Origin of the sequence: Kribbella shirazensis (assembly GCF_011761605.1) — a bacterium.
GTDB classification, from domain to species: Bacteria; Actinomycetota; Actinomycetes; order Propionibacteriales; family Kribbellaceae; genus Kribbella; species Kribbella shirazensis.
Genome location: NZ_JAASRO010000001.1, coordinates 8,086,278 through 8,110,394, shown reverse-complemented (window position 1 = coordinate 8,110,394; position 24,117 = coordinate 8,086,278). Strand labels below are relative to the sequence as shown.

General features: G+C 69.0%; 23 protein-coding genes. 8 read left to right on the top strand and 15 right to left on the bottom strand.

The genetic code is table 11. The features are described from left to right. The first annotated feature begins 51 nt into the window (after window positions 1-51). Complete coding sequence (locus BJY22_RS38640; protein ID WP_167216949.1) at window positions 52-1,104, top strand: hypothetical protein; 1,053 nt, start codon at window positions 52-54, stop codon at window positions 1,102-1,104. Between the two features lie 127 nt (window positions 1,105-1,231). Beyond that, complete coding sequence (locus BJY22_RS38635) at window positions 1,232-1,459, top strand: hypothetical protein (protein ID WP_167216947.1); 228 nt, start codon at window positions 1,232-1,234, stop codon at window positions 1,457-1,459. A gap of 7 nt (window positions 1,460-1,466) precedes the next feature. On the opposite strand, the gene BJY22_RS38630 is transcribed toward BJY22_RS38635, so the two are convergent. From BJY22_RS38630 to BJY22_RS38615, 4 genes are all read right to left on the bottom strand, one after another. Continuing rightward, the gene (locus BJY22_RS38630; protein ID WP_167203123.1) at window positions 1,467-1,688 is read right to left on the bottom strand and encodes a hypothetical protein; all 222 of its coding nucleotides are present in this window, start codon (window positions 1,686-1,688) and stop codon (window positions 1,467-1,469) included. 78 nt (window positions 1,689-1,766) lie between these two features. After that, entirely contained in the window at window positions 1,767-2,258 is a 492-nt protein-coding gene (locus tag BJY22_RS38625) for a DUF2505 domain-containing protein (RefSeq protein WP_167216945.1), read from the bottom strand. A gap of 52 nt (window positions 2,259-2,310) precedes the next feature. After that, window positions 2,311-3,678 carry a glycoside hydrolase family 76 protein gene (locus tag BJY22_RS38620; RefSeq protein ID WP_337759788.1) on the bottom strand — a complete coding sequence of 456 codons (1,368 nt, stop codon included), beginning with the start codon at window positions 3,676-3,678 and terminating at the stop codon, window positions 2,311-2,313. A 120-nt stretch (window positions 3,679-3,798) separates the two neighbouring features. Then, on the bottom strand, window positions 3,799-4,314 hold the full coding sequence (locus BJY22_RS38615) for a hypothetical protein (RefSeq protein WP_167216943.1): 516 nt from the start codon (window positions 4,312-4,314) through the stop codon (window positions 3,799-3,801). An 82-nt stretch (window positions 4,315-4,396) separates the two neighbouring features. Between BJY22_RS38615 and BJY22_RS38610 the strand changes: the two genes are divergently transcribed. Further along, window positions 4,397-5,218: a tryptophan 2,3-dioxygenase gene (locus BJY22_RS38610; RefSeq protein ID WP_167216941.1), complete on the top strand. Its 822-nt coding sequence runs from the start codon at window positions 4,397-4,399 to the stop codon at window positions 5,216-5,218. A gap of 18 nt (window positions 5,219-5,236) precedes the next feature. Next, entirely contained in the window at window positions 5,237-5,896 is a 660-nt protein-coding gene (locus BJY22_RS38605) for a hypothetical protein (protein WP_167216939.1), read from the top strand. A gap of 36 nt (window positions 5,897-5,932) precedes the next feature. On the opposite strand, the gene BJY22_RS38600 is transcribed toward BJY22_RS38605, so the two are convergent. From BJY22_RS38600 to BJY22_RS38575, 6 genes are all read right to left on the bottom strand, one after another. Further along, complete coding sequence (locus tag BJY22_RS38600) at window positions 5,933-6,706, bottom strand: glycerophosphodiester phosphodiesterase (RefSeq protein WP_167216937.1); 774 nt, start codon at window positions 6,704-6,706, stop codon at window positions 5,933-5,935. Next, window positions 6,703-8,001 carry an ADP-ribosylglycohydrolase family protein gene (locus tag BJY22_RS38595; RefSeq protein WP_167216935.1) on the bottom strand — a complete coding sequence of 433 codons (1,299 nt, stop codon included), beginning with the start codon at window positions 7,999-8,001 and terminating at the stop codon, window positions 6,703-6,705. The genes BJY22_RS38600 and BJY22_RS38595 overlap by 4 nt, the downstream gene beginning before the upstream one ends. 30 nt (window positions 8,002-8,031) lie before the next feature. Next, window positions 8,032-8,883 carry a carbohydrate ABC transporter permease gene (locus BJY22_RS38590; RefSeq protein ID WP_167216934.1) on the bottom strand — a complete coding sequence of 284 codons (852 nt, stop codon included), beginning with the start codon at window positions 8,881-8,883 and terminating at the stop codon, window positions 8,032-8,034. Next, window positions 8,880-9,863: a carbohydrate ABC transporter permease gene (locus BJY22_RS38585; protein WP_167216932.1), complete on the bottom strand. Its 984-nt coding sequence runs from the start codon at window positions 9,861-9,863 to the stop codon at window positions 8,880-8,882. The genes BJY22_RS38590 and BJY22_RS38585 overlap by 4 nt, the downstream gene beginning before the upstream one ends. Next, complete coding sequence (locus BJY22_RS38580; protein WP_167216930.1) at window positions 9,860-11,143, bottom strand: ABC transporter substrate-binding protein; 1,284 nt, start codon at window positions 11,141-11,143, stop codon at window positions 9,860-9,862. Before BJY22_RS38580 ends, BJY22_RS38585 begins: the two co-directional genes overlap by 4 nt. A gap of 141 nt (window positions 11,144-11,284) precedes the next feature. Next, on the bottom strand, window positions 11,285-12,478 hold the full coding sequence (locus BJY22_RS38575; protein WP_167216928.1) for an ROK family protein: 1,194 nt from the start codon (window positions 12,476-12,478) through the stop codon (window positions 11,285-11,287). 127 nt (window positions 12,479-12,605) lie between these two features. Here BJY22_RS38575 and BJY22_RS38570 point away from each other — a divergent pair, with 127 nt between their 5' ends. The 4 genes from BJY22_RS38570 to BJY22_RS38555 all read left to right on the top strand — a co-directional run bounded on the left by BJY22_RS38570 (window position 12,606) and on the right by BJY22_RS38555 (window position 17,977). Further along, on the top strand, window positions 12,606-14,798 hold the full coding sequence (locus tag BJY22_RS38570) for an alpha-galactosidase (RefSeq protein WP_167216926.1): 2,193 nt from the start codon (window positions 12,606-12,608) through the stop codon (window positions 14,796-14,798). A gap of 4 nt (window positions 14,799-14,802) precedes the next feature. Then, complete coding sequence (locus tag BJY22_RS38565) at window positions 14,803-15,849, top strand: zinc-binding dehydrogenase (RefSeq protein ID WP_167216924.1); 1,047 nt, start codon at window positions 14,803-14,805, stop codon at window positions 15,847-15,849. Continuing rightward, window positions 15,846-16,853, top strand: coding sequence for a Gfo/Idh/MocA family protein (locus BJY22_RS43210; protein ID WP_167216922.1), 1,008 nt, complete (start codon window positions 15,846-15,848; stop codon window positions 16,851-16,853). Before BJY22_RS38565 ends, BJY22_RS43210 begins: the two co-directional genes overlap by 4 nt. A gap of 164 nt (window positions 16,854-17,017) precedes the next feature. Beyond that, window positions 17,018-17,977, top strand: a complete 960-nt coding sequence (locus BJY22_RS38555; RefSeq protein ID WP_167216920.1) for a hypothetical protein — start codon at window positions 17,018-17,020, stop codon at window positions 17,975-17,977. A 7-nt stretch (window positions 17,978-17,984) separates the two neighbouring features. On the opposite strand, the gene BJY22_RS38550 is transcribed toward BJY22_RS38555, so the two are convergent. Genes BJY22_RS38550 through BJY22_RS38530 form a run of 5 tightly spaced genes read right to left on the bottom strand, consistent with a single transcriptional unit; the run spans window position 17,985 to window position 24,099 of the window. After that, window positions 17,985-18,668, bottom strand: coding sequence for a polysaccharide deacetylase family protein (locus BJY22_RS38550; protein WP_167216918.1), 684 nt, complete (start codon window positions 18,666-18,668; stop codon window positions 17,985-17,987). Then, a complete protein-coding gene (locus BJY22_RS38545) occupies window positions 18,665-20,497 on the bottom strand; it encodes a hypothetical protein (protein ID WP_167216916.1) in 1,833 nt (610 codons plus the stop codon). Before BJY22_RS38545 ends, BJY22_RS38550 begins: the two co-directional genes overlap by 4 nt. Window positions 20,498-20,531: 34 nt before the next feature. Then, window positions 20,532-22,163 (bottom strand): type 2 periplasmic-binding domain-containing protein, encoded by a 1,632-nt coding sequence (locus BJY22_RS38540; RefSeq protein ID WP_167216914.1) that lies wholly within the window; start codon window positions 22,161-22,163, stop codon window positions 20,532-20,534. A 29-nt stretch (window positions 22,164-22,192) separates the two neighbouring features. Further along, window positions 22,193-23,119: a carbohydrate ABC transporter permease gene (locus BJY22_RS38535; RefSeq protein WP_167216912.1), complete on the bottom strand. Its 927-nt coding sequence runs from the start codon at window positions 23,117-23,119 to the stop codon at window positions 22,193-22,195. Further along, window positions 23,116-24,099 carry an ABC transporter permease gene (locus tag BJY22_RS38530; protein WP_167216910.1) on the bottom strand — a complete coding sequence of 328 codons (984 nt, stop codon included), beginning with the start codon at window positions 24,097-24,099 and terminating at the stop codon, window positions 23,116-23,118. The genes BJY22_RS38535 and BJY22_RS38530 overlap by 4 nt, the downstream gene beginning before the upstream one ends. Window positions 24,100-24,117: the final 18 nt, after the last annotated feature.

The following is a 24,117-nucleotide window of genomic DNA, read 5'->3' as shown; positions in this document are numbered from 1 at the left end:
GAATCGGTGGCCGGTGGGAGCATTCCCGCCGGTCGCCGTCGTTTCCCAGGTATGCATGCGACTGATCTGCACCTCGAACCGAACGAAGCCTCCGACCTGTGCCGCGTGTTCACGCCCGACGTGCTCGCGCGGCACGGCTGGGACCGCGCCTTCGTGACCGTCCTGGACGAGGCGACGGCGGAGGATGCGCTCGCGTTGCTGGTGCACGAGGCCGGGGTGCCGCTCGACGAGGGCTGGTCGGCGCGCCGCGTCCTCACCGACGCCGGCGTGAACGCGGGCCGGACCGAGGACGCCGAGGCGTGCGCGGCGCGTGACGGGTACGTCTACCTGCTCGGGTCGCAGTTCGGGAAGAAGGCGGGTCCGCTGGCGGCGAAGCGGTCGTGGATCGCCCGGGTCGACGAGCAGGCGCTCGCGGATGGCGGGCGGCCCGCGCTCGAGGTCGTGCGGTTCCGGTTCGGCCTGCACCGGGCGATCAACGACGTACTCGCAGACGTCGACCTGCTGCCGGTGGGCCGGCTGGGGCAGGAGGCGTACGTCGAGGCGACGATCGCCCGTGGACGGCTCAAGGCCAAGAGCTGGGACGGCACCGTCCGGCCGGCCGATCACCCGATCAACATCGAGGCCGCCGAGTTCCGGGACAACGGCAACCTGCTGCTCGGGCTGCGGTACCCGGTGACCGCCGACGGGCATCCGCTGCTGGTGGAGCTCGAGAACGTCACGGAGCTGTTCGAGGACCCGTACGCCGTACCGCGCTGCGGCAACGTGTGGATCCTCGGCGATGTCGGCAGCGTGGAGGCGCCGGCGGGGCTGCGCGGTCTCGACACACACGGCGGCGACCGGTTCGACGCGGTCATCGGGGACCTGGACGCGTCCGGCAAGTCGGCCACGGTCCTCGCGGACCACCCGGAGGGCGCGCGGGCGGATTCCGAGCATGTCCGGTTCGAGCTGTCGTCCGACGCCGGCGGTGTCGTCGGCAGCAAGGTGATCCACCACTTCGGCGACGTCCGCCGCGTCGAGGGCATCGCGGTCGACCAGGACGGCCACGCCCACTACGTCATCGACGAGGAAGGCCACGTAGCCCTCCGCACCCTCGTCTTCGACTAACCCTCCACCGCCGCCAGCACCGTCGTGCTTCGTGCGGGCGGTATGGAACAGGCGCTGGGGTGGCGAGACAGGTAATGGCGTGTTCCGTGGCACCGGGGCTTGTCGTGGATGGCGGGCGGCGGGGATCATGCGCACCGCGGACGGGCGGCTGGTCGCGGCAGATCTGTTCAGCGCGGACGGGCCGCGCCTGTACGCGGCGGTCGTCGACGAGCCGGAGCTGGTGGTGGCGCGGATCCCGGAGGCCGAGCGCCGCTTCATGACCGAGATCCCCCTGACCAACACCGGCCCGTGGCCCGCCGACGTACGGGAAGCGATGCGCACAGCCCTCGCCGCAGCCGACTCCGCCGGCCGCTAGCGGGGCTTCAGGCGGATCGGTGCAGGTGTTGGGTGGGTGGGTCGATGAGGAGGGCGGAGCCGCACTTCGTGCAGATCCACTCGTCGGGCTCGTCGACCAGGTAGTCCGTGGGGTCGACGCGTTCGAACGGCATCACGGTGGCGCAGAACGCGCAGTACTGCGTGTCGCTCAGGGCATCGTCGGGCGTGGACGGGGTCCGATCGTGCTTCTTGCGCAGCGAACTTCGCATCAGAACGGGTCACCTCCGGTGCAACGCTTCCTTTCAGGTTGCCACCGGAGGCGACGCGGTCAGCGCAGCGACATGCCCTTACTTACCGCTCCATTCGTGGCCGAGGTCGTGCTCCTTCTGCAGGCCGGCACGGATGGCGTCGACCACGAACGGTTCCAGCTTCTTGCCGATCAGCGGGACCGCGACCTTGACGTCGAGCTCGATCGCCTGGACGGTCTGGGCGCCGTTCGCCGAGATCCGCGCGGTGCCCTTCAGCGTGACCGGGGTGTTGGCGATCTCGCCGGACACGTCCGCGGACCGCGAACCGTCGGCGGCGGCCGCGTGCCAGGTCTCGGTCTGCACGACGGTCAGCGTCTCGCCGACGAATTTCCGCGCCATGTCCGGGATGTCGGTGGACTCCATCTCCCGGCTGACCCGGACCACGGTGTCGTTCCCGGACGTGCTGACCTTGACGTCGTACGACAGCGCCTTGGTCTTCTCGCAGGCCTGCTCACGGAAGGCCGTGTCCGTCACGATCGCGAACACTTCCTCGGGGGTGGCGTCGTACGACGCCGACATCTTCAGCTCCATGCGGGCATCATTCCATCACTCGTCGCCTACCGGGGCGAGCGTGACGGAATCCTCAGGTTGTGTTGAGCAGGTCCAGCGCGGACTGCTGACGTGCCGCGTCGAGCTGGTCGACCGGGCCGTACCAGCGCAGCCCGTAGTGGTCCATCGGCGTACGGTCGGCGGCGTAGGCGCGATCCGCCTGACGGCGCAGGTACGTCGTGTACGGGTGGTCGGACAGCGCCGCGTCGAGCTTGCCGAGGCCGCGGACGTGCGCGCCCTTGAACGACGGCCCGTCGCCACCGCAGTCGCCGCTCTCGCACGGCTCGCGGAGGATGCCGTCCGCGGTGTGCAGCGACGCGGCGGTCGTCGACGCGTCCGCGAGCTGACGCGCGGTGGTCAGGTACGCCGAGTTGTTCGTTGCCTTGGACAACTCGGTGAGCGCGCCGATCAGCACGCCCTGGTTGTACGTCCACGCGGTGTCGCCGTTGTTCCTGCACGTGGACAGGTCGATGCCGTCGTTCACCAGCTGCGAGCCGTTGATCATCCCGGTCTGCTGGAACCATGTCCAGCCGGCCTGCGCGCGTTGCAGGTAGGTCGTATCGCCCGCGATCCGGTTGTGCAGCGCCGCGCTGAGCTGGATGTAGAGCGAGTTCGAGATCGCGTTCTTGTACGTCTTCGCCTCGCTCCACCAGACGCCGCCGCCACAGGTGTTGTCCCAGTACGCCGCCATGTGGTCGGCGTCGGCGCGCGCGGTCTGCAGGTAGCGAGCCTCACCGGTCAGGTCGTACGCCGCGATCCACGCGAGCCCCCACCAGCCGGTGTCATCGATGTAGTCGTTGCGGAACTGGCCCTCGAACTTGTTCAGGTTCAGGTCGTAGGTCTTGCCGATCGCGTACACGTAACTGTGCATCCCGCTGACCCGGATGTTGTCGATCAACGCGGTCAGCGCGTTCGCGGAGTTCCACCACCCGGTGGTGTCGAACAGTCCGGTCGCGAGGTTGTAGTCCTGCATCAGCGCGGTGGCGGCCGCCGTACGGCGGTCCCACGCGTTCCACGTCGTCCGAGCCCACGGGGTCCAGGTGATGTCGGCGCGGTCACCGGCCTTGCCGCACGCGCGCAAGGCGCCGACACCGAGGTTGTTCCAGTCGTCGACGTTGTACATCGACGTGCGCCAGGCGGTCTGCTCGCTCGGGATCGCGGTGTTGCCGAGGCGGCTGCCGCCGGACCAGGTGCGACCGCCGTCCATCGAGCGGTCCAGCCAGACCTCGTCGCCGGGTCTGCCGTTCTCGATCGAGGCCCAGCCCATCGCGGCGTCGTCGTCGAAGTGCAGCCTGATCGTGCGCCCGAACAGCGTCGTGGACACCGGCGTCCGGTCCTTCGTCGCGAGTGCGGGATCGCGCGCGTCGCAGTACGTGTTGCAGATGGTTGCCTGGGTGGACACCGTCACCTCCGGCGTTGCGTCAAGGCGTGGTCTTCGGATCCCCAGGCCATCACAATCGCCGTCGACCGGCGGCGCCGCGCCGGGCGGCGTCCGAGGCGAAGGATTGTGATGGCCTGGGGATCAGGACGTGAGGAGCGCGGCGAGGATCGCGGCGGTGACGACGAGGGTGAAGGCGATCGACACCCGGCGGCCGCGGGTGCGGCGGCGGGCGATCGCGGTGCGGTCGGGGCGGGTGCTGCACGGGTCGAAGCCGAGGGCGTCGGCCGGGGCGAGCGCACTGCCGAGGCGGGCCAGGACGGATCGCCGCTCCGCCTGCCGGGTCGCCTCGTCGACGACCCGGCGGCGCATGAACTCCCGGTGCCGCGTCGCCGGGACCCTGACGTCCGGCGGCACGACGAGACTCGTCGGGAGCGTGAGGTGGTTCGGGAGCGTGAGGCCCGGCGGGAGTGCCCGCTGCACCACCGCGTGCGCCGCCGCCACCCGCCTCGCCCGGCTGATCGCAGGCGGGAGGATCAGGTAGGCGAGGTGGACGAGCGAGCGGTAGTCGTCGAGCAACAACGCCTCGATCAGTGGCTCTTCCCGCGTGGGCCCCTGGACCGGCCCAGGGACGATCGGCGTCTCGACCGTGGCGGACATGCAACTCCTCGAACTCGGCGTACCTGAGGATCAACGAACGAATCGCTGACCGGTCACGAAGTGGTCGGCTAGTCTCCGTGTCATGAGCACTGGTGAAGGGGTGGCGGGACAGTGGGGCGGCGTCGACGTCCATTTCGGTGAGGAGGGCGGCCGGCTCACGTACGGTAGCTACCTGCGCCTGGCCGACCTGCTCGACCAGCAGCGGCTCGAGTCGGATCCGCCGGCGCACGACGAGCTGCTGTTCATCACGATCCACCAGGTGTACGAGCTCTGGTTCAAACAAGTTCTGCACGAGCTGACCGCGTCCCGCGACGCGATGCTGGCGGACGAGCTGTGGCTGGCCGAGCACCTGCTGCGACGGGTGCACACGATCGAGCGGGTGCTGACGCAGCAGGTGGACATCCTGGAGACGATGACCCCGCAGGACTTCGGCGAGTTCCGGCACCGGTTGTCGCCGGCGTCCGGGTTCCAGTCGGTGCAGTTCCGGGAGATCGAGTTCCTGTCCGGCGCGAAGGACCCCTCGTTCGTACGGCGTTTCCGCGGGCTGACCGAGGTCGAGCAGGACCGCCTGCGCCGCCGGCTGGAGGAGCCGACGCTCTGGGACGCGTACCTCGAGGTACTGCGGAAGGCCGGGTTCGACACCGAGTCGGAGGACTCCCTCCGCGACGCTCTGCGCAAGATCGCCGGCGACCGGTCGCACTACGCCGCGATCTGGGAGCTCGCCGAGGCCCTGCTCCAGCACGACGAGCTGGCCGCCGCCTGGCGCGCCCGCCACGTGGTCATGGTCGAGCGCATGATCGGCACCAAGCCCGGCACCGGCGGCTCGTCGGGCGCCAGCTACCTCCGCAGCCGCTTGGACCTCCGCTACTACCCTCTCCTCTGGAACCTCCGCAGCAGCCTGTAGTCCGAGGAAAGGCGCCCCATGAAGCTGTATTCCGACGTCCGGGCGCAACGGGTCGGCCAGGTGCTGGGGGATGTGATCCTGGTGGCCTGGACCTGGGGATGTGTCGAGCTCGGCCTGCTCGTCCACCGGATGACGGAGGCGCTCGGTGCGCCGGGGCGGAAGGCGGCCGAGGCGGGCGACGGGCTGGCCGGGGATCTGCGACGGATGTCGGAGCCGATCGGGAAGGTGCCGGCGGTCGGGGACCAACTGCGGGCGCCGGTCGACGGGGCGGCCGCCGCGGCGGGGAAACTGGCACAGGCGGGCCGGGACCAGGCGCATGCGGTGGAGCAGTTGGCGTTGGTCCTCGCGGCGGTGACGATCGGGCTGCCGGTGCTGTTCGCCGTACTGATCTGGGTGCCGCGGCGGATCCGGTTCGCGCGCCGGGCGACGGCGGCGCGGAGGTTCATCGACAGCGCGGCCGACCTGGATCTGTTCGCGCTGCGGGCGATGGCGAACCAGCCGATGCACAAACTCGCGAAGATCTCCGACGACCCGGTCAGCGCCTGGCGCGAGCGCGACCAGGAGGTCGTCACCGCACTCGCCACGCTCGAGCTCCGCAGTACCGGTCTGAAACCACCCCGGCTCTCCGGAAAGAAAACGTCACCTGACGCCGAAAAGTCTCCGGAAAGCGGCGCGTGACCGCGGCCGATGTCAAACAGACGACCGCGGCTCCGCTCAGCTGACGCAACGTTCGGCGGGTGCCAGGTGAGTCGGTACGTCGTCCACGATCAGCGCGTCGACGCCCGTGTCGACGAGGGATGTCGCCTGGTCGTAAGTGGGGCACCAGACGAGGAGCTGACGGTGCGCGCGATGCACCAGTTCGAGCGTGTGCCGGACCGACGGCAGGTCGAGTGGTGCCGTGGACGGATTCGGCCAGAGCGACCCGGCGTGCGCGGCGAGGACCTGGACGTCCAGGTGTGCGGCTGCGGCGACCGCATGGCCGATCGGGAAGTGCAGCCAGGTCAGCAGACCCAGCGCGAGCCGCGGCGCCTGCGCCCGGATGTGGAGCAGCGCGGCGGGATCGAACGACGACGCGACCATCGGCCGGCCGGTGCCGGCGTCCCTGACCAGACGGCCGAGCAGCGCCGCGGTGGTTCGGTCCGGCGAACGGTCCGCGTCCTCCAGGCACGACTTGATGTCGAAGGCGACGCCGCAGCCGCTCGGCAGCGCGTCCAGCAGTTCCCGCACCCTCAGACCGCCGAGCCGGGACACCTGCGCGGCGGTCAGATCGGCGAGGAACGTCCCGTCCGGCAGGGCGGCGTCGTGGGCGACGAACAGTTCGTCGTCGGCGGTCCGCCGTACGTCGACCTCGACCCAGTCGAGGCCCTGCTCGACGGCGGCCAGGAAGGACCCCAGCGTGTTCTCCGCCTGGCCGAGAACCGTCCCCTTGCCGAGGCCGCGATGGCCGATCAACGTTGCCCGGCGACGGAAGACAGGCTCCGCCGTCATCGGAACCCGGCGATCAGCCGCAGGGTCCGCTGGACGAGTTCGTCGACGGTGATCCTGTCGAAGTCCCGTACCGCGCTGCGTACCTTGACGTGGGTCGTCCCAACGAGTTCCTCGGGTACACCGGACGCGCCGTGCGCCGCGCCGTACACACTGCCGACGGTGGCCCCGTTCGAGTCGGTGTCCCGCCCGCCGGAGATCGTGATGGCCAGCGCGTCCATGTAGCTCTCGCCCCAGAGCAGGCCGATCGCGATCAGGGCCGCGTTGTTGATCGTGTGGACCCACGGGAGGTGGCCGAGCTCGCGGTCGACCCAGTCGAGCGCGTCGGTGTGACTCGCGCCGGAGTCGTACAGCTGCTCGACGGATTCCAGGGTGGCGAAGAGCCGGGATCGGGAAGGCACCAGGCCCTTTGCCGCGTGCAGCGCGTCACGGACGGAGCCGGTCGCCAGCGCGGCGGACACCAGCCCTGCCGCCCACAGCTCGCCGTAGACGCCGTTCGCGGTGTGGGTGAGCCTGGCGTCGACGAGTGCGAGCCTCGACGCGTCGCCGGGCCGGCCCGGGTTCACCAGGCCGAACGCGTCACCCCTGATCAGTGCCCCGATCCACTCTCGGTACGGATTGCGGTAGGTGGCCGTCGCAGGGGGCTGCAGTCCGTGGATCAGGTTGCGGTACGCCGCGCGCTCGGCCGTGTACGTCTGCGTGAACGGAACCCGGTCGAGCCACTGTGCGGCGATCTGCTCGGTGGTCAGTCCAGGACCGTACGTCTCGAGCAGGTGGAGCCCCATGATCGTCCAGTCGATGTCATCGTCCCGGGGAACGTCGACGAAGCGTCCCGCCGAGGCGGTCGGCGCTGACGGATGCAGTGCCGTCACCCCCGCCGGCAACGGGTCGAGCAGCGGCAGGTACCCCGTCTGCGGCCACTGGCCGGCCGCACGCAGATAGACCTCCAGCTCCGACCGGGTCAGACCCTCCACCGGCTTGCCGAGCGTGTTGCCGACCGTCCGCCCCAGCCAAGCCCCGCGAACACGGTCGTCCAGCCGTGACTCGTCGACCGGCAGGTCCGGTGCCGCGGCGGCGAGGCCATGCAACGTGTCCGCGTCGTCCGGCTCGTCGAAGGGCCAGTCCTGGTCCCGCTCGAGGACGCCGAGCCGCCGCTCCACGTCCTCCAGCCGTGCGAGATCACTGTCGGCGGCCGCCGCGCGGGCCTCCGCCTGCAGCGCGCCGGCCGCATACCCGCTGTGCAGCAGTTGCTCTGCCTCGTCGGGGACCAGATCGCGCAGGTCGAGTACGTTGTGCACAAAACTCCTTGGGTCTTGTGGGCCGACGGATCAGCCCTTGACGGCGCCGGACAGGAAGCCCTGCGTCACCTGACGTTGCATGACGACGAACAGCACCATCACCGGCAGGATGGTGATCAAGGCTCCGGCCGCCAGCGGACCGATGTCGACGGACCGTCCACCGAGGAAGAGATAGAGGCCGGTGGTCAGCGGACGGTAGCTGCCGCTGGGCAGGTACAGCAGCGGGACGAGGAAGTTGTTCCAGTTCTGCAGGAAGGTGAACACCGCCAGCGCGCCGGCGCCGGAGGTGACCAGCGGCAGCATCACCCGGACGAAGATCTGCCACTCCGAGGCGCCGTCGATCCGTGCGGCTTCCTCGATCTCGGTCGGCAGGTCGGTGAAGAACGCCCGGATGAAGAACGTGCCGAACGACAGACCGGTACTGGCCAGCACGAGATTGGCGCCCAGCAAGGTGTTGAGAAGGCCCATCCCTCGCAGCTGGAAGTACAGCGGGATCATGTAGGTGAAGAACGGTACGAGCAGTCCGAGGACCACGAGGTAGAAGGCCAGCGAACGCCCGGGGAACGGGAGCCGGGCGAACGCGTAGCCGCCCAGCGTCGACAGCACGACCACGATCACCGTGCTCGGCACGGACAGCAGGAAGCTGTTCAGCACGTAGTCGCCGAAGTTGCCCACGGTCCAGGCCGTCACGAGGTTGTCCGACGACACCGACGAGAACAAGCCGAAGGGATTCGACCGAACGTCCTCGTCCGTCTTCAGTGCCGTCGACAGGATCAGCACCAGCGGGAACAGCATCAGCACCGAGAGCCCGAGCAGGATCAGATGTTTCCCGCCGAGCGCTGCCTGTCGGCGCAGGACCGGCCGGGCCGTGTACGTCGTCATGCTCCAGTCCCCTGTAGTGAGAGCCGTCGCTGCAGGCGGTTCAGCCAGATCGCGAACGGGATCGCCATCAGCGTGATCACCAGGGCCAGCGCCGTGCCGTAGCTGATGCGGTTGAGCTGGAAGGCGTTTCCGTAGGCGTAGGTTCCGAGAACCTCGGTGGCACCCGCCGGCCCGCCGCCGGTCATGATGAAGACGATGTCGAAGACGCTGAAGCCGCCGACGAGCGTGATCGTCGTGACCATCAGGAAGACCGGCATGATCTGCGGCAGGACGACGTACCAGAGCCTGCCCAGCGTGCCGGCGCCGTCGATGCGCGCGGCGTCCACGAGCTCGGTGTCGACGTTGCGGAGCGCGGACAGCAGGATCACGAAGACGAAACCGCACGTTGCCCACACCGCGGTGCCGAGCACCGCGTACAGCGCCGTGTCCGGGTTGCCGAGCCAGCCGGTCGTCAGCGAGCCGAGCCCGACTGCCTCCAGCGCCCGGTTGAGCCAGCCCCGAGCCGGGTCGTAGATCCAGCCCCACACGACGCCGATCGCGACCTGCGGAAGGACGTAGGGGACGAAGAACGCGATCCGGTAGAAGATGCTGCTCCGCCCGGTACCCCAGACCAGCAACGCGAGCGCCAGTCCGATGACGAGCGGAGCTGTAGTGCCGAGCACGATCCAGATCACGTTGTTCTTCAGCGCCGCCCACACGCTCGGGTCGCGGAAGAGCTCGACGAAGTTACCGAAGCCGACGAAGGGCGGCCGCGGGTTGATCCCGTTGAAGTCGACGAATGCGTAGTACACCGCGTTGCCCAGCGGGAACAGGACGAAGACGACGACCATCACCATCAGCGGCGCGACCATCAGCAACCCCAGACGGGTCTGCGCGCCCCGGGTGACCCGCGGCGGCCCGACCGGCGTCCCGCGCCGCCGGAAGGCTGCGCGCGGGGGTTCGCCGGCGGGCCGCGCCACTGGCAGCGTGTCCGTGCTCATGACTTCTTGAACGCTGTTTCGAGGTTGGCCGCGACCTGCTCGGCGGTCTGCTGGCCGGACAGGATGCCCTGGACCCCGTCCCACATCGCCTTGTTGAACACGTCGGTGGTGAGGACGTCGATGTTGTAGCCGAAGTCACCGCTGCCGCCGGCCAGCGTCGAGGTGTCCTTCAGCGTCTGGCTCAGCAGCGGCGACAGCTTCAGGCCGCTGACGTCCACCGGCTGCGGCGGGATCGTGCCGAGGTTCTCGACCACCCAGCGGGCGTGGTCCGGCGAGGCGAGGAAGTTCACCAGCTCGAGGGCCGCGTCGGTGTTCTTGCTGCCGGCGGAGACGAACGGGCCGGACCCGAGCCCGCCGGTGAAGATCCCCGGTCCCGACGGCGCCGGGAACGGGATGTAGCCGACCTTGAACTTCGCGCTCTTCTCGATGCTGTCGATCAGCCAGCTCCCGGTGGGCACCATGGCCGCCTTGCCGGAGAAGAACAGAGCGTTCGCGTTGTCGTAGCTGAGCGACGTCGGGAACTGCGGCAGGTACTTCGACTTGCCGAAGTCCTCCCACAGCTTGAGCGCGGAGACCACCTCGGGCGAGTTCCAGGACTTCTCACCCTTCAGCAGCGCGTCCATACCCTTCGACCCGACCGCGCTGGACAGCGCCATGCTGAGCAGATGTCCGCCCTGCCAGCCTTCCTTGTCGCTGGCCGCGATCGGTACGACGCCCTTCGACTGCAACGTCGCGGACGCCGCCTTCAGCTCGTCCAGGTTCCGCGGGGCGGTGACGCCGTGCTTGGCGAACAGGTCCTGGTTGTAGAACAGGCCGACCGTCTCCATCTCGCCCGGGACGCCGAAGGTCTTGCCCTCGAACGTGACGCGGTCCTTCGCGAACGGGTAGATCGGCCACTTGTACTTCTGGTACGCCTCGGTCAGGTCGTACAGCAGGCCCGCCTTGGCGAGCGCTCCGGCGTACCCGGGGCCCGAACCCCAGTTGAAGACGTCCGGGCCGTCGCCGGACCGCAGCTGCGTCTGCAGCACCGTCCGCATGTTGTCGGTCGGCATCGCCTCGAGCTTCACGTCGACGCCGGACGACTTCTCGAACTCCGCCAGGTGGGTCTCGAGCTTCTTCAGGGCGGCGGCGTCCTCCGGCTGCTCGACCAGGTAGCGGATCGTCCGGGGCCCGCTGTCACCTCCCGAGGAGGTCTGTCCGCCGGTCCCGGTGCAGGCCGTGACCAGCAGGCCGACGGCGAGCATCGCCAGGGCCGCGGTCCCAGCTGAACGGTGTTTCATGGCAAGTCTCCGTTTCGATGACGCCTTACACGGCCGCGCCAGGGGCGGACCAGAGCAGCCGGCCGTCGTGATGGCAGGTCTGACAGCTCCAGAAGGGAGCGCGTCCCGGTCGATCTACTTTCTCGATGAAAAGAAAAGATGTCAAGAGGACGCCGGGCGACGCGTCGCCGGCGGGCAGGGAAATTCGCCCTGAATGGCGATCGTGGCGGCACCGCGCGCCCACTCCAGAAAGTCCATCGGGCGGATCACCAACTCGGTCCGGGAGCCGCGCGGGCCGGCGTACCGGTTCAGGCCGTCCTCGAGGGCCTGGCGGGCGGTGACGGCGAGATGGATCCCCTCGCCGGAGAGGATGATCCGCCGCACCCCGGTCAGGGAGGTGATGGCGGCGGCGGCCTGACCGAGGGCGCCGGCGGCCTCGTCCACGACCCGGCGCGCCACCGGTTCACCGGCCGCGGCGAGTGACACCACCTCGTCGTACCCGACGGACCGGCCGAAGACGGCGGACACCGCCGAGGTGACGGCGTTCGAGGTGAGGTAAGCGGTCGTGCAACCGCGGTGGCCGAGGTGGCACAGCGGGCCGGACGGGTCGATCGGCAGGTGGCTGACCGGCAGCACGCCGGTCGGGATCATCTCGTTGTTGAGCACCAGCCCGTAGCCGATGCCGGCGCCGACGGTGAACAGGGCGAAGTCGGCGCAACCCCGCCCGTACCCGAACCAGTGCTGCGCCTGGGTCAGGCCGACCACGTCGTTGTCCAGATGGACAGGAATGTCGAGTCGCTTGCTGAGCAGGGCTTTCAGGGCCACGTCGTGCCAGTGCATGAAGGGGGAGTCGGCAACGATCTCGCCGGCGTCGACCGCGCCGCCCACGGTGACGCCCACCGCGTCGAGGGGCCGGTCGGTGCGGGATCGCAGCTCCGCGACGATCTCGCCCACCGCCTCGACGACGTCGGCTGCTTCGAGGGACGGTACGGGCCGCACATGGGTCTCCAGGACCTGCGACCGCAGGTCGGTGACGACCGCGTAGATCGAGTCGGTGGTCAGCTTCACGCCGACGAATCGGTAGCTGTCGGCAACGACGTCCAAGGCCAGCGAGGCCCGGCCGCGGCCGGGCCTGCGGATCGGGTCGGTCTCGACCAGGACGCCGGCCTCGAGCAGCGGCTTGACCAGCCGGGTCAGCGTGGCCGCCGACAGTCCCATGCTCTTCGTGAGCTGGGCGCGGGACCGCGCGCCGTGCACGAGGATGTCGATCGCGACGGTCTTCGACAGCACCGAGAACGGGACACCCGCCACGACGTCCTCGCCTTCCAGACCCTCCGTGCCGATCGGCTCGCTCACCCACCCACCTCCGCTCTCTCCTCCGCGGCACCGGACCGTCCATGGCGGATTCCGTCGCGCGCCCACTTATGGCATGCTCAAGCCTACACGTTTCACGATGAAAATATTAGTGACAGGATGGAACGGGATGACACTAGCGACGGGAGCCCCGCCCGTGACACCGGTCGTGCTCTCCGCGGGCAGCGTCTCGGTCGTGGTCGACGCGGCGGCCGGGATTCCCCGGGTCCTGCACTGGGGCCGCCGGATCACCGCCGGCCGCTCCGATGCGGCGTTCCTTGAAGCGCTCGGCGAGGCCCAGTGGGGAGCCGACGGTCTGCAGGGCGCCGGCTTCCCGTCCGTGCTGCCGGAACAGTCCGCCGGGTGGAGAGGGCTGCCAGGACTTGAAGGCCACCGCGGCGGAGCGACGTTCTCGAGCCGGTTCCTTGCCGTGGGCCACGACGTGACCAGAGCGGACGACGGCACGCAGCACCTGCGTGCGCGGGCAGCCGACGACGACGCGGGGCTGGCGTTGACCACCACGGTCGAGCTTCGGCGTTCCGGCGTACTGCGGCTGCGGGCCGAAGTCACGAACACCGCGGACACGCCGTACACCGTCGACGCGGTACGACTCGTGCTGCCGGTTCCCGCCGAGGCGCAGGAACTGCTCGACTTCACCGGGCGGCACCTCCGGGAACGGACGCCGCAGCGGCACCCGTTCGTGGCCGGAACACATGTGCGGGAGGGACGCCGCGGCCGAACCGGCTCGGACGCCACCACGCTGCTGGTCGCCGGCACGCCCTCGTTCGGGTTCCGCCGCGGCGAGGTGTGGGCCGTCCACACGGCCTGGAGCGGCAATCACGTGACCTTCGCCGAGCTCGGTCTGGCCGGTGTCCGCGTGCTCGGTGGCGGAGAGCTGCTGCTGCCGGGCGAGGTCGTCCTCGGCCGCGGCGAGACGTACACCTCGCCGTGGCTCTACGCGTCGTACGGCGAAGGACTCGACGAACTCGCCCACGGCTTCCACCGGACCTTGCGCGACCGTCCGACGCACCCGTCGTCGCCCCGGCCCGTCGTGCTCAACACCTGGGAAGCGGTGTACTTCGACCACGATCTGGAGTCCCTGGTCGAGCTGGCGGAACGCGGCGCACGGGTCGGGGTGGAGCGCTTCGTCCTCGACGACGGATGGTTCCTGCACCGGCGGCACGACCGCGCCGGCCTCGGGGACTGGCAGGTGGATCCCGGCGTCTGGCCCAAAGGACTCCAGCCGCTGGTCGACGCGGTCCGTGAGCTGGGAATGGACTTCGGGCTCTGGTTCGAGCCCGAGATGGTCAACGAGGACTCCGATCTCGCGCGCGCCCACCCGGAATGGATCATGGCGCCCGGCGACAGGCTGCCTCTGCGCGGCCGCGACCAGCAGGTCCTGAACCTCACGATCCCGGAGGCCTACGACCACGTGCTGGAGGCGATCAGCACGCTCGTCGCCGAGCACCGGATCGACTACATCAAGTGGGATCACAACCGGGATCTCGTGGAGGCGGGTGATCGTGCCACCGGTGCGGCCCGCGTCCACGCCCAGACCCGCGCGGTCTACGCGATGATGGACGAACTGCGGCGTCGACACCCCTGGCTGGAGATCGAGTCCTGTTCGTCGGGCGGAGGTCGCGTCGACCTGGAAGTTCTGCAGCGCACCGACCGGGTCTGGGCGAGTGACTGCATCGACCCGCTGGAACGTCAGCAGATCCAGCGCTGGACAGGCCTGCTCCTGCCGCCCGAGTTGGTGGGCGCCCATGTCGGTGCGCCGACCGCGCACACCACGCATCGCACCCACTCGCTCGCTTTCCGGGCGGCCACCGCGCTGTTCGGCCACTTCGGCATCGAGTGGGATCTGCGCGGCGCGTCGGAAGCGGAGCTGGAGGAACTCGCCGCCTGGGTCCAGCTGTACAAGGAGGAACGCGCCCTCGTCCATACCGGTACGGCGGTGCACTCCGACTACCCCGACGACAGCTATTGGGCGCACGGCTACGTCAGCCCGTCCGGGGACCGCGCGATCTTCGCCTTCGTGGCGATGGCCACCACCCCGCTCGGGCGACCGGGCCGGATCCGGATTCCCGGACTGGTGCCGGGCGCCACGTACCGGGTGGAGCCGATCGAGCTGTCGGCGGGAGCGCTCACCAGGACCAAGACCCCGGCGCCGTCCTGGTGGAGCCACCCCACGACCGTCACCGGTTGCCTCGCGGGCGAGGTCGGTCTGCAGGCACCGATGCTGTACCCAGAACAGGCGCTGCTCTTCCGGCTCGTCGCCGAGCCCGCTTCCGCACCGATCACCGTCGAGAACAGGATCTGACACCGTGGGACATCTGGTTCGCTTCACGTCACCGCGTCACGCCGAGGTCGTCGAGTACGCCGACGATCCGGTCGGTCCGCACGACGTACGGCTCGAAACCTTCTACTCCGGCATCTCGGCCGGGACCGAACTGACCGCCTACCGGGGCAGCAATCCCTACCTGAGCAGCACATGGGATGCCGACCGGCGCCTGTTCGTGCCGGGGGACTCCACGCACGCCTATCCGCTCGACGGCTGGGGCTACGAGGAGGTCGGACGGATCGCGGACGTCGGTGACGAGGTCGATGCCGCGTTGGCCGGGCAGCTCGTCTGGGGCGCCTGGGGTCACCGTACGTCGGCCGTGCGCGCGGCCGACTGGGCGAAGGACCGCCTGCTTCCGGAGGGTTCCACGCCGATCACCGGTATCTTCGCCAAGATCGGGGCGATCGCCCTGAACGCGGTTCTCGACGCGGACATCCACGTCGGTGAGACGGTCGCCGTGTTCGGGGCCGGCGTACCCGGGCAGATCGTCGCGATGCTGGCCCGGCTGAACGGCGGCCGCGTGATCGTCGTCGACCCGGTGGAAGGCCGGCGGGAACTCGCCCGGAAGCTGGGAGCGGCCGACGCCCTGGACCCGACCACCGGCGACGTGGCCGAGCGGATCCGTGCGGTGACCGGCAACCGCGGCGCCGACGTCGTGATCGAGATGAGTGGCAGCTACCAGGCTCTGCACGAGGCTGTGCGTGCCGTCGCCTACAGCTCCCGCGTCGTGGCCAGCGGGTTCTTCCAGGGCGAGGCGGCCCCGGTCAGGCTCGGCGAGGAGTTCCACCACAACCGGGTCTCGATCATCGGTTCCCAGATCTCCGGTGTGGCGCCGCACCTGATGCATCGCTGGGACGAGTTGCGGATGTCCAGAACCGTCCTGGAACTCGAGCGCGACGGCGTCCTGCCGCTGCGCGAGCTGATCACGCACGTCACGCCTGCCGAGCAGGCCGCCGGCGCGTTCGAGATGCTCGACAACGCGCCGGACCAGGCATTGCAGGTCGTGCTGGACTACGGGGTCGAGAAGTGAGCGCCGAGCCGTTCCCGAGGTCCGCCGGTTCGGTGGGCTGGGGGATTCTCGCCACCGGAGGCGTGGCCAGGTCCTTCACCAGGGACCTGCTGCTGCACGGGCACCGGGTGCTCGCCGTCGGTTCCCGTACGGCGGAGTCGGCCACGTCGTTCGCGTCGGAGTTCGGGCTGTCCCGCGCGTACGGAAGCTACGAGGAACTTGTCGCGGATCCGGAGATCGACGTCGTCTACGTCGCGACACCGCACAACTTCCATGCCGCGAACGCGGAACTCGCCCTCGAGCACGGCAAGCACGTCCTGGTCGAGAAGGCCTTCACGCTCACCGGCGACCAGGCGCAGCGCGTCACCGAGCTCGCCCGGCGGAAGAACCTCGTCGTTCTCGAGGCGATGTGGACCCGCTTCCTGCCGCACATGGCGCACGTGCACAGGCTGATCGACTCCGGCCGCCTGGGGGAGGTGCGCTCCGTGCACGCCGAACACGCCCAGCGGCTGCCGCAGAACGACGATCACCGCCTCAACAACCCGCACCTCGGCGGTGGGGCGCTGCTCGACCTGGGCGTGTATCCGGTCTCGTTCGCGTGGGACATCCTCGGCCGGCCCACCGACGTCCAGGCGCGCGCGGTCCTCAGGACCTCGGGCGTGGACGCGTCCGTGGCCACCGTCTTCCAGCACGAGAACGGCGGCCTCTCCACGACGTACTCCTCCAGCCAGACCCGCGGGTCGAACACGGCCTCGATCCTCGGGACCGAGGGCCGGATCGAGATCGCGGCGACCTGGTACTGCCCCGCGCGCGTGACGCTGTTCGATCACACCGACTCGGTGATCGACGTCTTCGACGAGCCGGTGAGCGGCCGGGGCATGCAGTACCAGGCCGCGGAGCTGGAGCGCCTCGTCACGGAGGGACAGACGGTCAGCCCGCTGATCACCCCGGAGGAATCGGTCGGCATCATGCGCACCCTGGACACGGTCCGCGCGGCGATCGGCCTGCGCTACCCGGGCGAGTGATGCTCGACTGAGCGTGGTCCCTTGGCTACGCGTGGTTTCCGGGCAGCCCACCCCTCAAACGGTTGATTGCAATTTGCTGCAAGACGGTCGTCAACTGTCGTCGGCATCCGCTAGAGTCAGCGCGATCTCGAGCTCTTCGAGACATTTCTGGAGGGGGAACTCCTATGAAATTGCAGCGCCTTGCGCTTGCATTGACGGGCGCGGGCCTGCTTGCCGCCACCGTCGCCTCTGTCCCGGCCGCCGCCACCGGCCAGGACGACCCGAAGCCGCGCTTCGCCAAGTCCCTGACGCCGAACACGATCAAGGCCGCCGAGGCCGGTGAGCCGTGTATCAGCGATGTCATGGCGCCCAAGGCCGACGCCACCGCGCAGGAGATCCTGGCCATGCCGGGGCGGAGCATCGACTCGTTCTCGGACACGCCGTTCAAGTACGTCGGCACCCGCGCGAACTCGACCTGGTACGGCGCCGTGAACGCATCGGGTACGCAGGTCTACTACTACGGCCTGCTCCTGCAGGGCGCGAACCTGTACCGCCACACGACGTACCTGCGGGACAACGGCGAGACCGGCACCTGGGTGCCGACCTTCAAGAAGGTCGGCACGGGCTGGACCAGCTTCAAGTCCATCGCCACGTCCAACTACAGCGTCGCGGCGCCCCGGCACGCGTACCTGTACGGCCTGAACACCAACGGCAGCCTGTACCGCTACCAGATCGTCGGTGCCGGCTTCCGCGCGCTCGGCCCGCTCCCGGGCTTCCGCGGCTTCAAGGCGATGACGGTGATCAGCGAGACCGCGACGTACGACACGCTGCTGATGACCACGACCGCCGGTGCGCTCTACACCGTCCGCATCCCGATCGCGGCGGGGGCCAAGCCGGTCCTCAAGAAGGTCCGCAGCTCGGGCTGGGCGGCGTACGAGTCTCTGGTCGCTCAGGGCTGCGGCACCCGCGGCGGCGCTCTCATCACCGCCGTCGACCACAACAACCAGTCCGGCTACCTGTACGCGATGAGCAAGGCGAACGGCGCCGCCACGGCGATCACGTCGTACGGCAAGGTCCCCGAGGTCTACAGCGGCGTCAGCCACGTATCCCTCACCACGCACTACCACCAGCTGGTCAGCGAGTAGCCACACCTCAGTCGAGATCGTCGTAGCCGATCATGTGCAGGCCGAGGTTGTGTGCCTCGGTCAGTACGGCGGCTAGGCGGTCCGGGTGGATGTGGTTGCCTGGCGCAACGGGTGCGATCTCGTGGGCGTACAGCACCAGCGTCCCGCCACCCTCGGCGAGCTCGTGAAGGAGCTTGCTGAGGGTGGCGGCGTCGTTCAGATGTGGTACTTCGCCGCGCCCGGTGTCGAATCCGCGCGCGGGAAACACCCGTGGGTTCCCGGCGACGACGGCCGATCGCGCAGCCATCAGGTCGGTCGTGCGCGGCCCGCCGCCGCGGAGGCGGTCGAACACCTTCAGCAGCACCGCGTCGGTCGTGTCGTCACGCCGGCTGTTCGGATAGGCGAAGCTGTTCGCCGACGCTCCCAAAGCCCGCAGCGCCTCGACACTGCTGACGATCTCGGTGCGCAGGTAGTCCGCCGCTCCCACTTCGGCGATCGTCTGGTCGGCGTTGCGGTGCCGCGCGCCGTGTGACCCGACGGAGTGCCCGGCCGACAGGATCCGCCTGATACCGGCCTGCTCCTGGTCGTCGAGGAGATCGGCCTCGACGACGAAGAACGTGACCCGCGCGCCGACCGCGTCGAACAACGGCAGCGCGGCTTCCCATCCGGCGACATGCCGGTCGTCGAAGGTCAGCAGTAGTTGGGCACTCACCTGGCCAGGCCGTCCGCGATCACCGGATCCCCGTCGACCGTCGCGCGGACGCCGGCCGGGTGTTCGGTCTTGGTGGTGACCCGGGCCGGGGCCACGAGGCGGAGTTGGGTGCCGTCGGTGGTGACCCAGTGCGCCTGGACGTCCCCGTCGTACAAAGTCACCGAGGGTACGGCGACCTCCGGCCGGTCCACGCCTTCGAACAGGGACAACGTGCCGGTCACCTCCACGGGCGAGATGTCCCGCATCGTCAGCTCGGTCGGACCGTCAGAAAGCAGCTCGACGACCAGCAGGATCCGGTCCGCCGTCCGCTCCACCCGCAGCTCCGGGCGACGATCGCCGAAGCTGACGGAGTCCACACTGCCGACCACGTCCACCCCGCGCGTACTCACCCGGAACTGCTCGCCGATCCCGACGGGCCCTTCCGTGACCGGGCGCCCCGCGACCTCCACCGTCGCGTCGTCGGCACCCGCGAGCTCCAGCACCAGCCGCAGCGACGAGACGGCGAACGACTGACCGGCCTCGATCTGATGCAGGCCGATGTGCTCGTCGCCGCCCGGCGACACGAAGCTCACCGACCACAGCACCTGACTGCCGGACTGTGCCGACACGAACACCGCCGACGAGAAGTCGTGGTCGTCCTTCATCACATGCAGTTTCACGAACCGCGCCGGACCCCACGCGGGATCGCCCGGTTCCCGCCAGTACCCGATCACCGGGCGCCGCTGCAGCCAGAACTCTCCGACGTTCGCACTGCCGAGCGTCGCGTCCCGGCCGTGCCACGTCGTCCCGATCACCGGCACCGGGTCGCGCCCCTCGCCGGGATCGACGTAACTGAAGCGTTCCCGAAGCTCGCCCGTTGGGCTGTCCAACAACCGCTCGACAAGTGGCGCCTCGACATTCACCAGTGCCACTCCGAGCAGACCGAGCGTCGGCTTGAGCGCCGGCAGCTCCGCGAAGCCACCGCGGAAGCCGGACGCCTTCGCCAGCAACGCCAGCAGATCCGGTCCACGGGCCGGCTCGTCGGTGTACACGCGGGCCATCGGCCCACTCAGCTGCCCCGTCCGCGAATGCCAGCGGGCGACGAAGTGGTCCCACAGCCGGTCGACGATCCATCGCGCTCCGCTGACCGCCTCCGGATCGTCGATGTACTGCACGATCGCGGCGATCGCCTCCAGCGTGATCGTCCAGTACCCGGCGCTGTTGTACTCCGCGAAGCTGCCGGCCGTCCGGATCTGTTCCTGCAGCCGCCCGACCCGGCGTACGGCGTACTCCGTCAGCTCGTCGTCCTTGAGCAGCTGCCCGGCGGCCAGCGTGACGAAGGTGCCCTTGGCCGCGATGTTCGTGTAGCTCATCGCGACGTTGCGGCGGATGATCGAGCGGGCAGCGTGCCCGAGCGCCGTCCGCACCGCCAGCCGGGCCGGCTCCGTCAGCCGCGCTTCGTGCCGGAACAGGATGAATGCCAGCTCACGCCCGATGAAGTCGGCCCAGTTCCAGTCCGGCGGGACCATCTGGTCCAGCGGCTCTTCGTGGTAGTAGCTCCAGATACCGTACGTCGGTGACGCGTCGTCGGTGTCCTGCGCGGCCAGCACGCGCAGCAGGATCTCCTCGGCCAAGGCCAGGTCGGCACCATCCCCGGACTCCAGCAGGACGAGGGCATATACGACGCTCTCGCGGTGCGGGTGCCCCAGACCGGTCCACACTCTGGTGTGGATCGGGTTGTACTTCGCTTGCTGGGCGATCAGGCCGACCGCCGGGTCGTACGCCTGGTCGCCGGCGATCCGGGCCAGCCGGACCAGCTCGGCGTCGAACGCGTCATTGGACTCGTGCACGGGTGCTGCCCCCTACTCCTCGAAATGGACGCGGTCAGCCGCCGGAGACCTCGGCGGCCTTCTGCAGCTCGCCGCGGATCTTGTCGCCCCCGGCGCTCTTCCAGCGCTCGACGTACTCCTTCCAGGCCGAGACCGGCTTGCGGCCCAGGATGATGTCGAACTCCATGTTGGTCCGCTCCTTCTCCAGCTGCGGGCCCTTGCGCGAGTTGGTGTCCGAGAACAGCGTCAGCGCGAGATCCATGGTCCCGTTCGCGGCGAGCTTCTGCTGGGCGGCGTACTGCAGCTGGACGTACCGCGGGTCGGTCGAGGACGCGATCACCGGCGGCGGCGCGGCCAGGTAGTTCAGGCCCAGGCTGCGTTCGTTTGCCAGGTCCTTGTTGGGCACGATCTTGCCGCCGTCGACGGTGTAGTTGTGGCCCTCGACACCGCTGCTGAGCAGGCGGTGCTCCGCGGTGCCGAACGGCGAGGCGAGGAAGTCGGCGATCTTCAGCAACGTCTCGGCCCGGTCCTTGTTCTTGGCCGGGATGACCGCGATGTTGTTGTTCAGGCCGCCCTTCCAGCCCGGGGCACTGCCGCCGTCGTACCCGGCGACCGGGAACAGGCCGATCTTGTCGGCCGGTACGCCCTGCTGCGTCAGGCTGAGCCAGGCGCTGTACGTGCCGCCCATCAGCGCGGCCTTCTTGCTGCCGAACCACTGCTGCCACTGTGACGGCGGGGCGGCGGCCACGTCGGGGTTGACCAGGCCGTCGGCAATGATCTTCCGGGCGGCTTCGAGCGCCTTCTGCTGGTTCTCGTGCTCGATCGTGTTCACCATCTTGCCGTCGGTCTGCTGCCAGCCGGCCGGGATCGACAGCATCATCCGGATGTAGTCCAGCGGGCTGTTCGCGAACGCCCAGACGCCCTTCTTCGGGTTGGTCGTTGCCTTCGCCAACTGGTACAGGTCCTCGAAGTTCTCCACCTTCGCCTCGGCGCCGGCCTCCTCGATCAGGTCGGCGCGGAAGTACAGCCCCCAGGCGGACAGCAGTCCGCGGGCGATCGGCAGCCCGTACAGCTTCCCGTCGAAGACGCAGGCCTCCCAGTACCGCGTCGGGACGTTCGCCAGCGCCGGGTACTTCTGGACGTTGTCACCGGACAGGTAGGGCGTCAGGTCCAGCATCTTCGCGGCCAGGAACTGGTCGAGGGCCGGGACGGAGCTGTTGATCTGCATCATGTCCGGGAAGTCGTCGCCCGCGCTCATGGTGGCGATCTTGGTGTTGAAGTCGTCGCCGGCGTTGACCAGTTGCATCTCCACCGGCGACCCGAGCCGCTCGTTCACGGTCTTCCAGAAAACGTTGCCCGGCAACCCCGGCGGGGCGGCGCCGTTCAGCTGCGCCAGGCCGGTGACCGGCTTGCCGTCACCCGGCGTCCGGCCTTTCCAGGCGTCGACGAGCGAGGTCGGGTACTTCGTGAACGCGTCGATCAGACCCTGGTCGTTGCCGGGCAGGTCCGGCGCCGGCACCCCGGGGAACCGGATGTACTTCGGCAGCGCGCCGAGCTTGCTCTGCGGCGAGTTCGCCTGCGGCGACGAACCGTTGCCGCAGCCGGCGAGTGCCGTCGGTGCGGCGACCATCGCGCCGAGGCCGGCGCCGATCTTCAGCAGGTCCCGGCGGGACAGGCCTGAAGTCATCGTTGTTCTCCTTCTCGAGGATGTACGGCTCAGCCTTTGACGGCGCCGGTCAGGGCGCCCTTGGCGAAGTGCCGCTGCAGGAACGGGTAGACGAGCAGGACGGGCACGATGGACACCACCAGGACGGCCATCTGCAGTGCGGGTTGTGGCGGCAGCGCGTCGACGTTGACCTGGTCGCCGCCGATCCGGGTGTTGTTGACGACGTACGTACGCAGGACGTACTGCAACGTCCACTTGGACTGGTCGTTGATGTAGAGCATCACGTTGAAGAACGCGTTCCAGTAGCCGACCGCGTAGAACAGGCCGACCACCGCCAGTACCGCCTTGGACAGCGGCAGCACGATCAACCGGAAGATGGCCCACTCACCGGCGCCGTCGATCCGGGCACTCTGCAACAGCTCGTCCGGGATGCCCATGAAGAACGCCCGGACGACGATCACGTTGAAGCCGCTGAGCATCGTCGGCACGATCAAGGCCCACAGGCTGTCGATCAGGCCGAGCTGCTTCACCAGCAGGTAGCTCGGGATCAGGCCGGGCGAGAACAGCAGACTGAGCAGGACCAGCATCAGCATCCAGCCGCGGCCGACCATCGTCGGTGAGCTCAAGGCGTAACCCAGCAAGGTGCTGACGGCCATCGAGCAGAGCGTTCCGACGACGGTGACGAAGACGCTGACGAGCAGCGCGCGGGTCACCACGCCGCCGGAGAAGATCGCTTGGTACGCGTCGAGCGTCCACTCCCGCGGCAGCATCACCAGGCCACCGGTCCGGTTGACGTCGTCCTGGCCGGCGAAGCTCGTGGTCACCACACCCACGAACGGGAACAGCACCAGGAAGCAACAGACCGCCAGCGCCGCACCGCGCAACACACGGGCAGTCGGGCTGGGCAAAGGCTGCCCGTTGCGCAGTCCTTGATAGCCGCCGGTACGCCGCCGATCCGTCACGCCGAGAATCGTCATCGTTGGTACACCCCCGCTTCGCCGAACAGGTGGGCGATCTTGTTCGCCCCGAACACCAGAGCAGCGCCGACCAGTCCCTTGACGAGACCGACCGCGGCCGCCGTTCCCCAGTCACCGTTGACGATTCCGTTGTTGTAGACGTACGTGTCGAGGACCTCGCTGGCCTGCTGGCCGACCGCGGGCTGCTGCAGGATGATCTGTTCGAACCCGACGGTGAGCGAGTCACCGAGCTTGAGGATCAGCAGCAGAATGATGATTCCGCGCAGTCCGGGCAGTGTGACGTGCCAGAGCTGTCGCCACCGCGAGGCGCCGTCGACGGCCGCGGCCTCGTACTGCTCGACGTCGATCCGGGACAACGCGGCGAGGAACAGGATCGTCGCCCAGCCGCTGTCCTTCCAGACGACCTGGCTGGTGAGTACGGCGAAGAACGCGTCCGGGTTGCCGATCACGTTGAGGACGCCGAAGCCCTGCTCGCGAAGGACCTGGTTGACGATACCGCTGCCGCCGAGGATCTGCTGGAACAGCGAGACCACGATCACCCAGGACAGGAAGTGCGGCAGGTACAGGATCGACTGGACCAGCTTCTTCACCCGCTCGGACAGCAGGCTGTTCAGGGCCAGCGCGAGCAGGATCGGGATCGGGAACACGAACACCGTCTGGATCAGCGACAGCACCAGCGTGTTCTTCAACGCGGTCACGAACTCGGCGTCGCCGGTGACCAGGACCGAGAAGTTGCCCAGCCCGGTCCACTCGCTGCCCCGGAAACCCAGGAACGGCAGGTAGTCCTGGAAGGCGATCACGTTCCCGAGCAGCGGCAGGTAGTGGAACAGGATCAGCAGCAGCATGCCGGGCGCGGCGAACAGCAGCAGCATCCGGTCCCGCCTGATCCGGGCGGCCAGGCTCAGCCGCCGGCGCGCCGGCGGACCGGAGGCCGCGGGCGGGCCGGATCGTTGGTCCGTCCGCTGAACGGTCATCGTCATCGAGGTGCTCCGTGCCTG

Excerpts from the sequence above, each read along its gene's own strand:
- BJY22_RS38610 (WP_167216941.1), top strand. The coding sequence starts at position 4,397 with ATGAGCACTGGTGAAGGGGTGGCGGGACAGTGGGGCGGCGTCGACGTC.
- BJY22_RS38570 (WP_167216926.1), top strand. The coding sequence starts at position 12,606 with ATGACACTAGCGACGGGAGCCCCGCCCGTGACACCGGTCGTGCTCTCC.
- BJY22_RS38600 (WP_167216937.1), bottom strand. The coding sequence starts at position 6,706 with ATGACGGCGGAGCCTGTCTTCCGTCGCCGGGCAACGTTGATCGGCCAT.
- BJY22_RS38590 (WP_167216934.1), bottom strand. The coding sequence starts at position 8,883 with ATGACGACGTACACGGCCCGGCCGGTCCTGCGCCGACAGGCAGCGCTC.
- BJY22_RS38535 (WP_167216912.1), bottom strand. The coding sequence starts at position 23,119 with ATGACGATTCTCGGCGTGACGGATCGGCGGCGTACCGGCGGCTATCAA.
- BJY22_RS38630 (WP_167203123.1), bottom strand. The coding sequence starts at position 1,688 with ATGCGAAGTTCGCTGCGCAAGAAGCACGATCGGACCCCGTCCACGCCC.
- BJY22_RS38615 (WP_167216943.1), bottom strand. The coding sequence starts at position 4,314 with ATGTCCGCCACGGTCGAGACGCCGATCGTCCCTGGGCCGGTCCAGGGG.
- BJY22_RS38530 (WP_167216910.1), bottom strand. The coding sequence starts at position 24,099 with ATGACGATGACCGTTCAGCGGACGGACCAACGATCCGGCCCGCCCGCG.
- BJY22_RS38555 (WP_167216920.1), top strand. The coding sequence starts at position 17,018 with ATGAAATTGCAGCGCCTTGCGCTTGCATTGACGGGCGCGGGCCTGCTT.
- BJY22_RS38625 (WP_167216945.1), bottom strand. The coding sequence starts at position 2,258 with ATGGAGCTGAAGATGTCGGCGTCGTACGACGCCACCCCCGAGGAAGTG.
- BJY22_RS38540 (WP_167216914.1), bottom strand. The coding sequence starts at position 22,163 with ATGACTTCAGGCCTGTCCCGCCGGGACCTGCTGAAGATCGGCGCCGGC.
- BJY22_RS38580 (WP_167216930.1), bottom strand. The coding sequence starts at position 11,143 with ATGAAACACCGTTCAGCTGGGACCGCGGCCCTGGCGATGCTCGCCGTC.
- BJY22_RS38635 (WP_167216947.1), top strand. The coding sequence starts at position 1,232 with ATGCGCACCGCGGACGGGCGGCTGGTCGCGGCAGATCTGTTCAGCGCG.
- BJY22_RS38640 (WP_167216949.1), top strand. The coding sequence starts at position 52 with ATGCATGCGACTGATCTGCACCTCGAACCGAACGAAGCCTCCGACCTG.
- BJY22_RS38605 (WP_167216939.1), top strand. The coding sequence starts at position 5,237 with ATGAAGCTGTATTCCGACGTCCGGGCGCAACGGGTCGGCCAGGTGCTG.
- BJY22_RS38585 (WP_167216932.1), bottom strand. The coding sequence starts at position 9,863 with ATGAGCACGGACACGCTGCCAGTGGCGCGGCCCGCCGGCGAACCCCCG.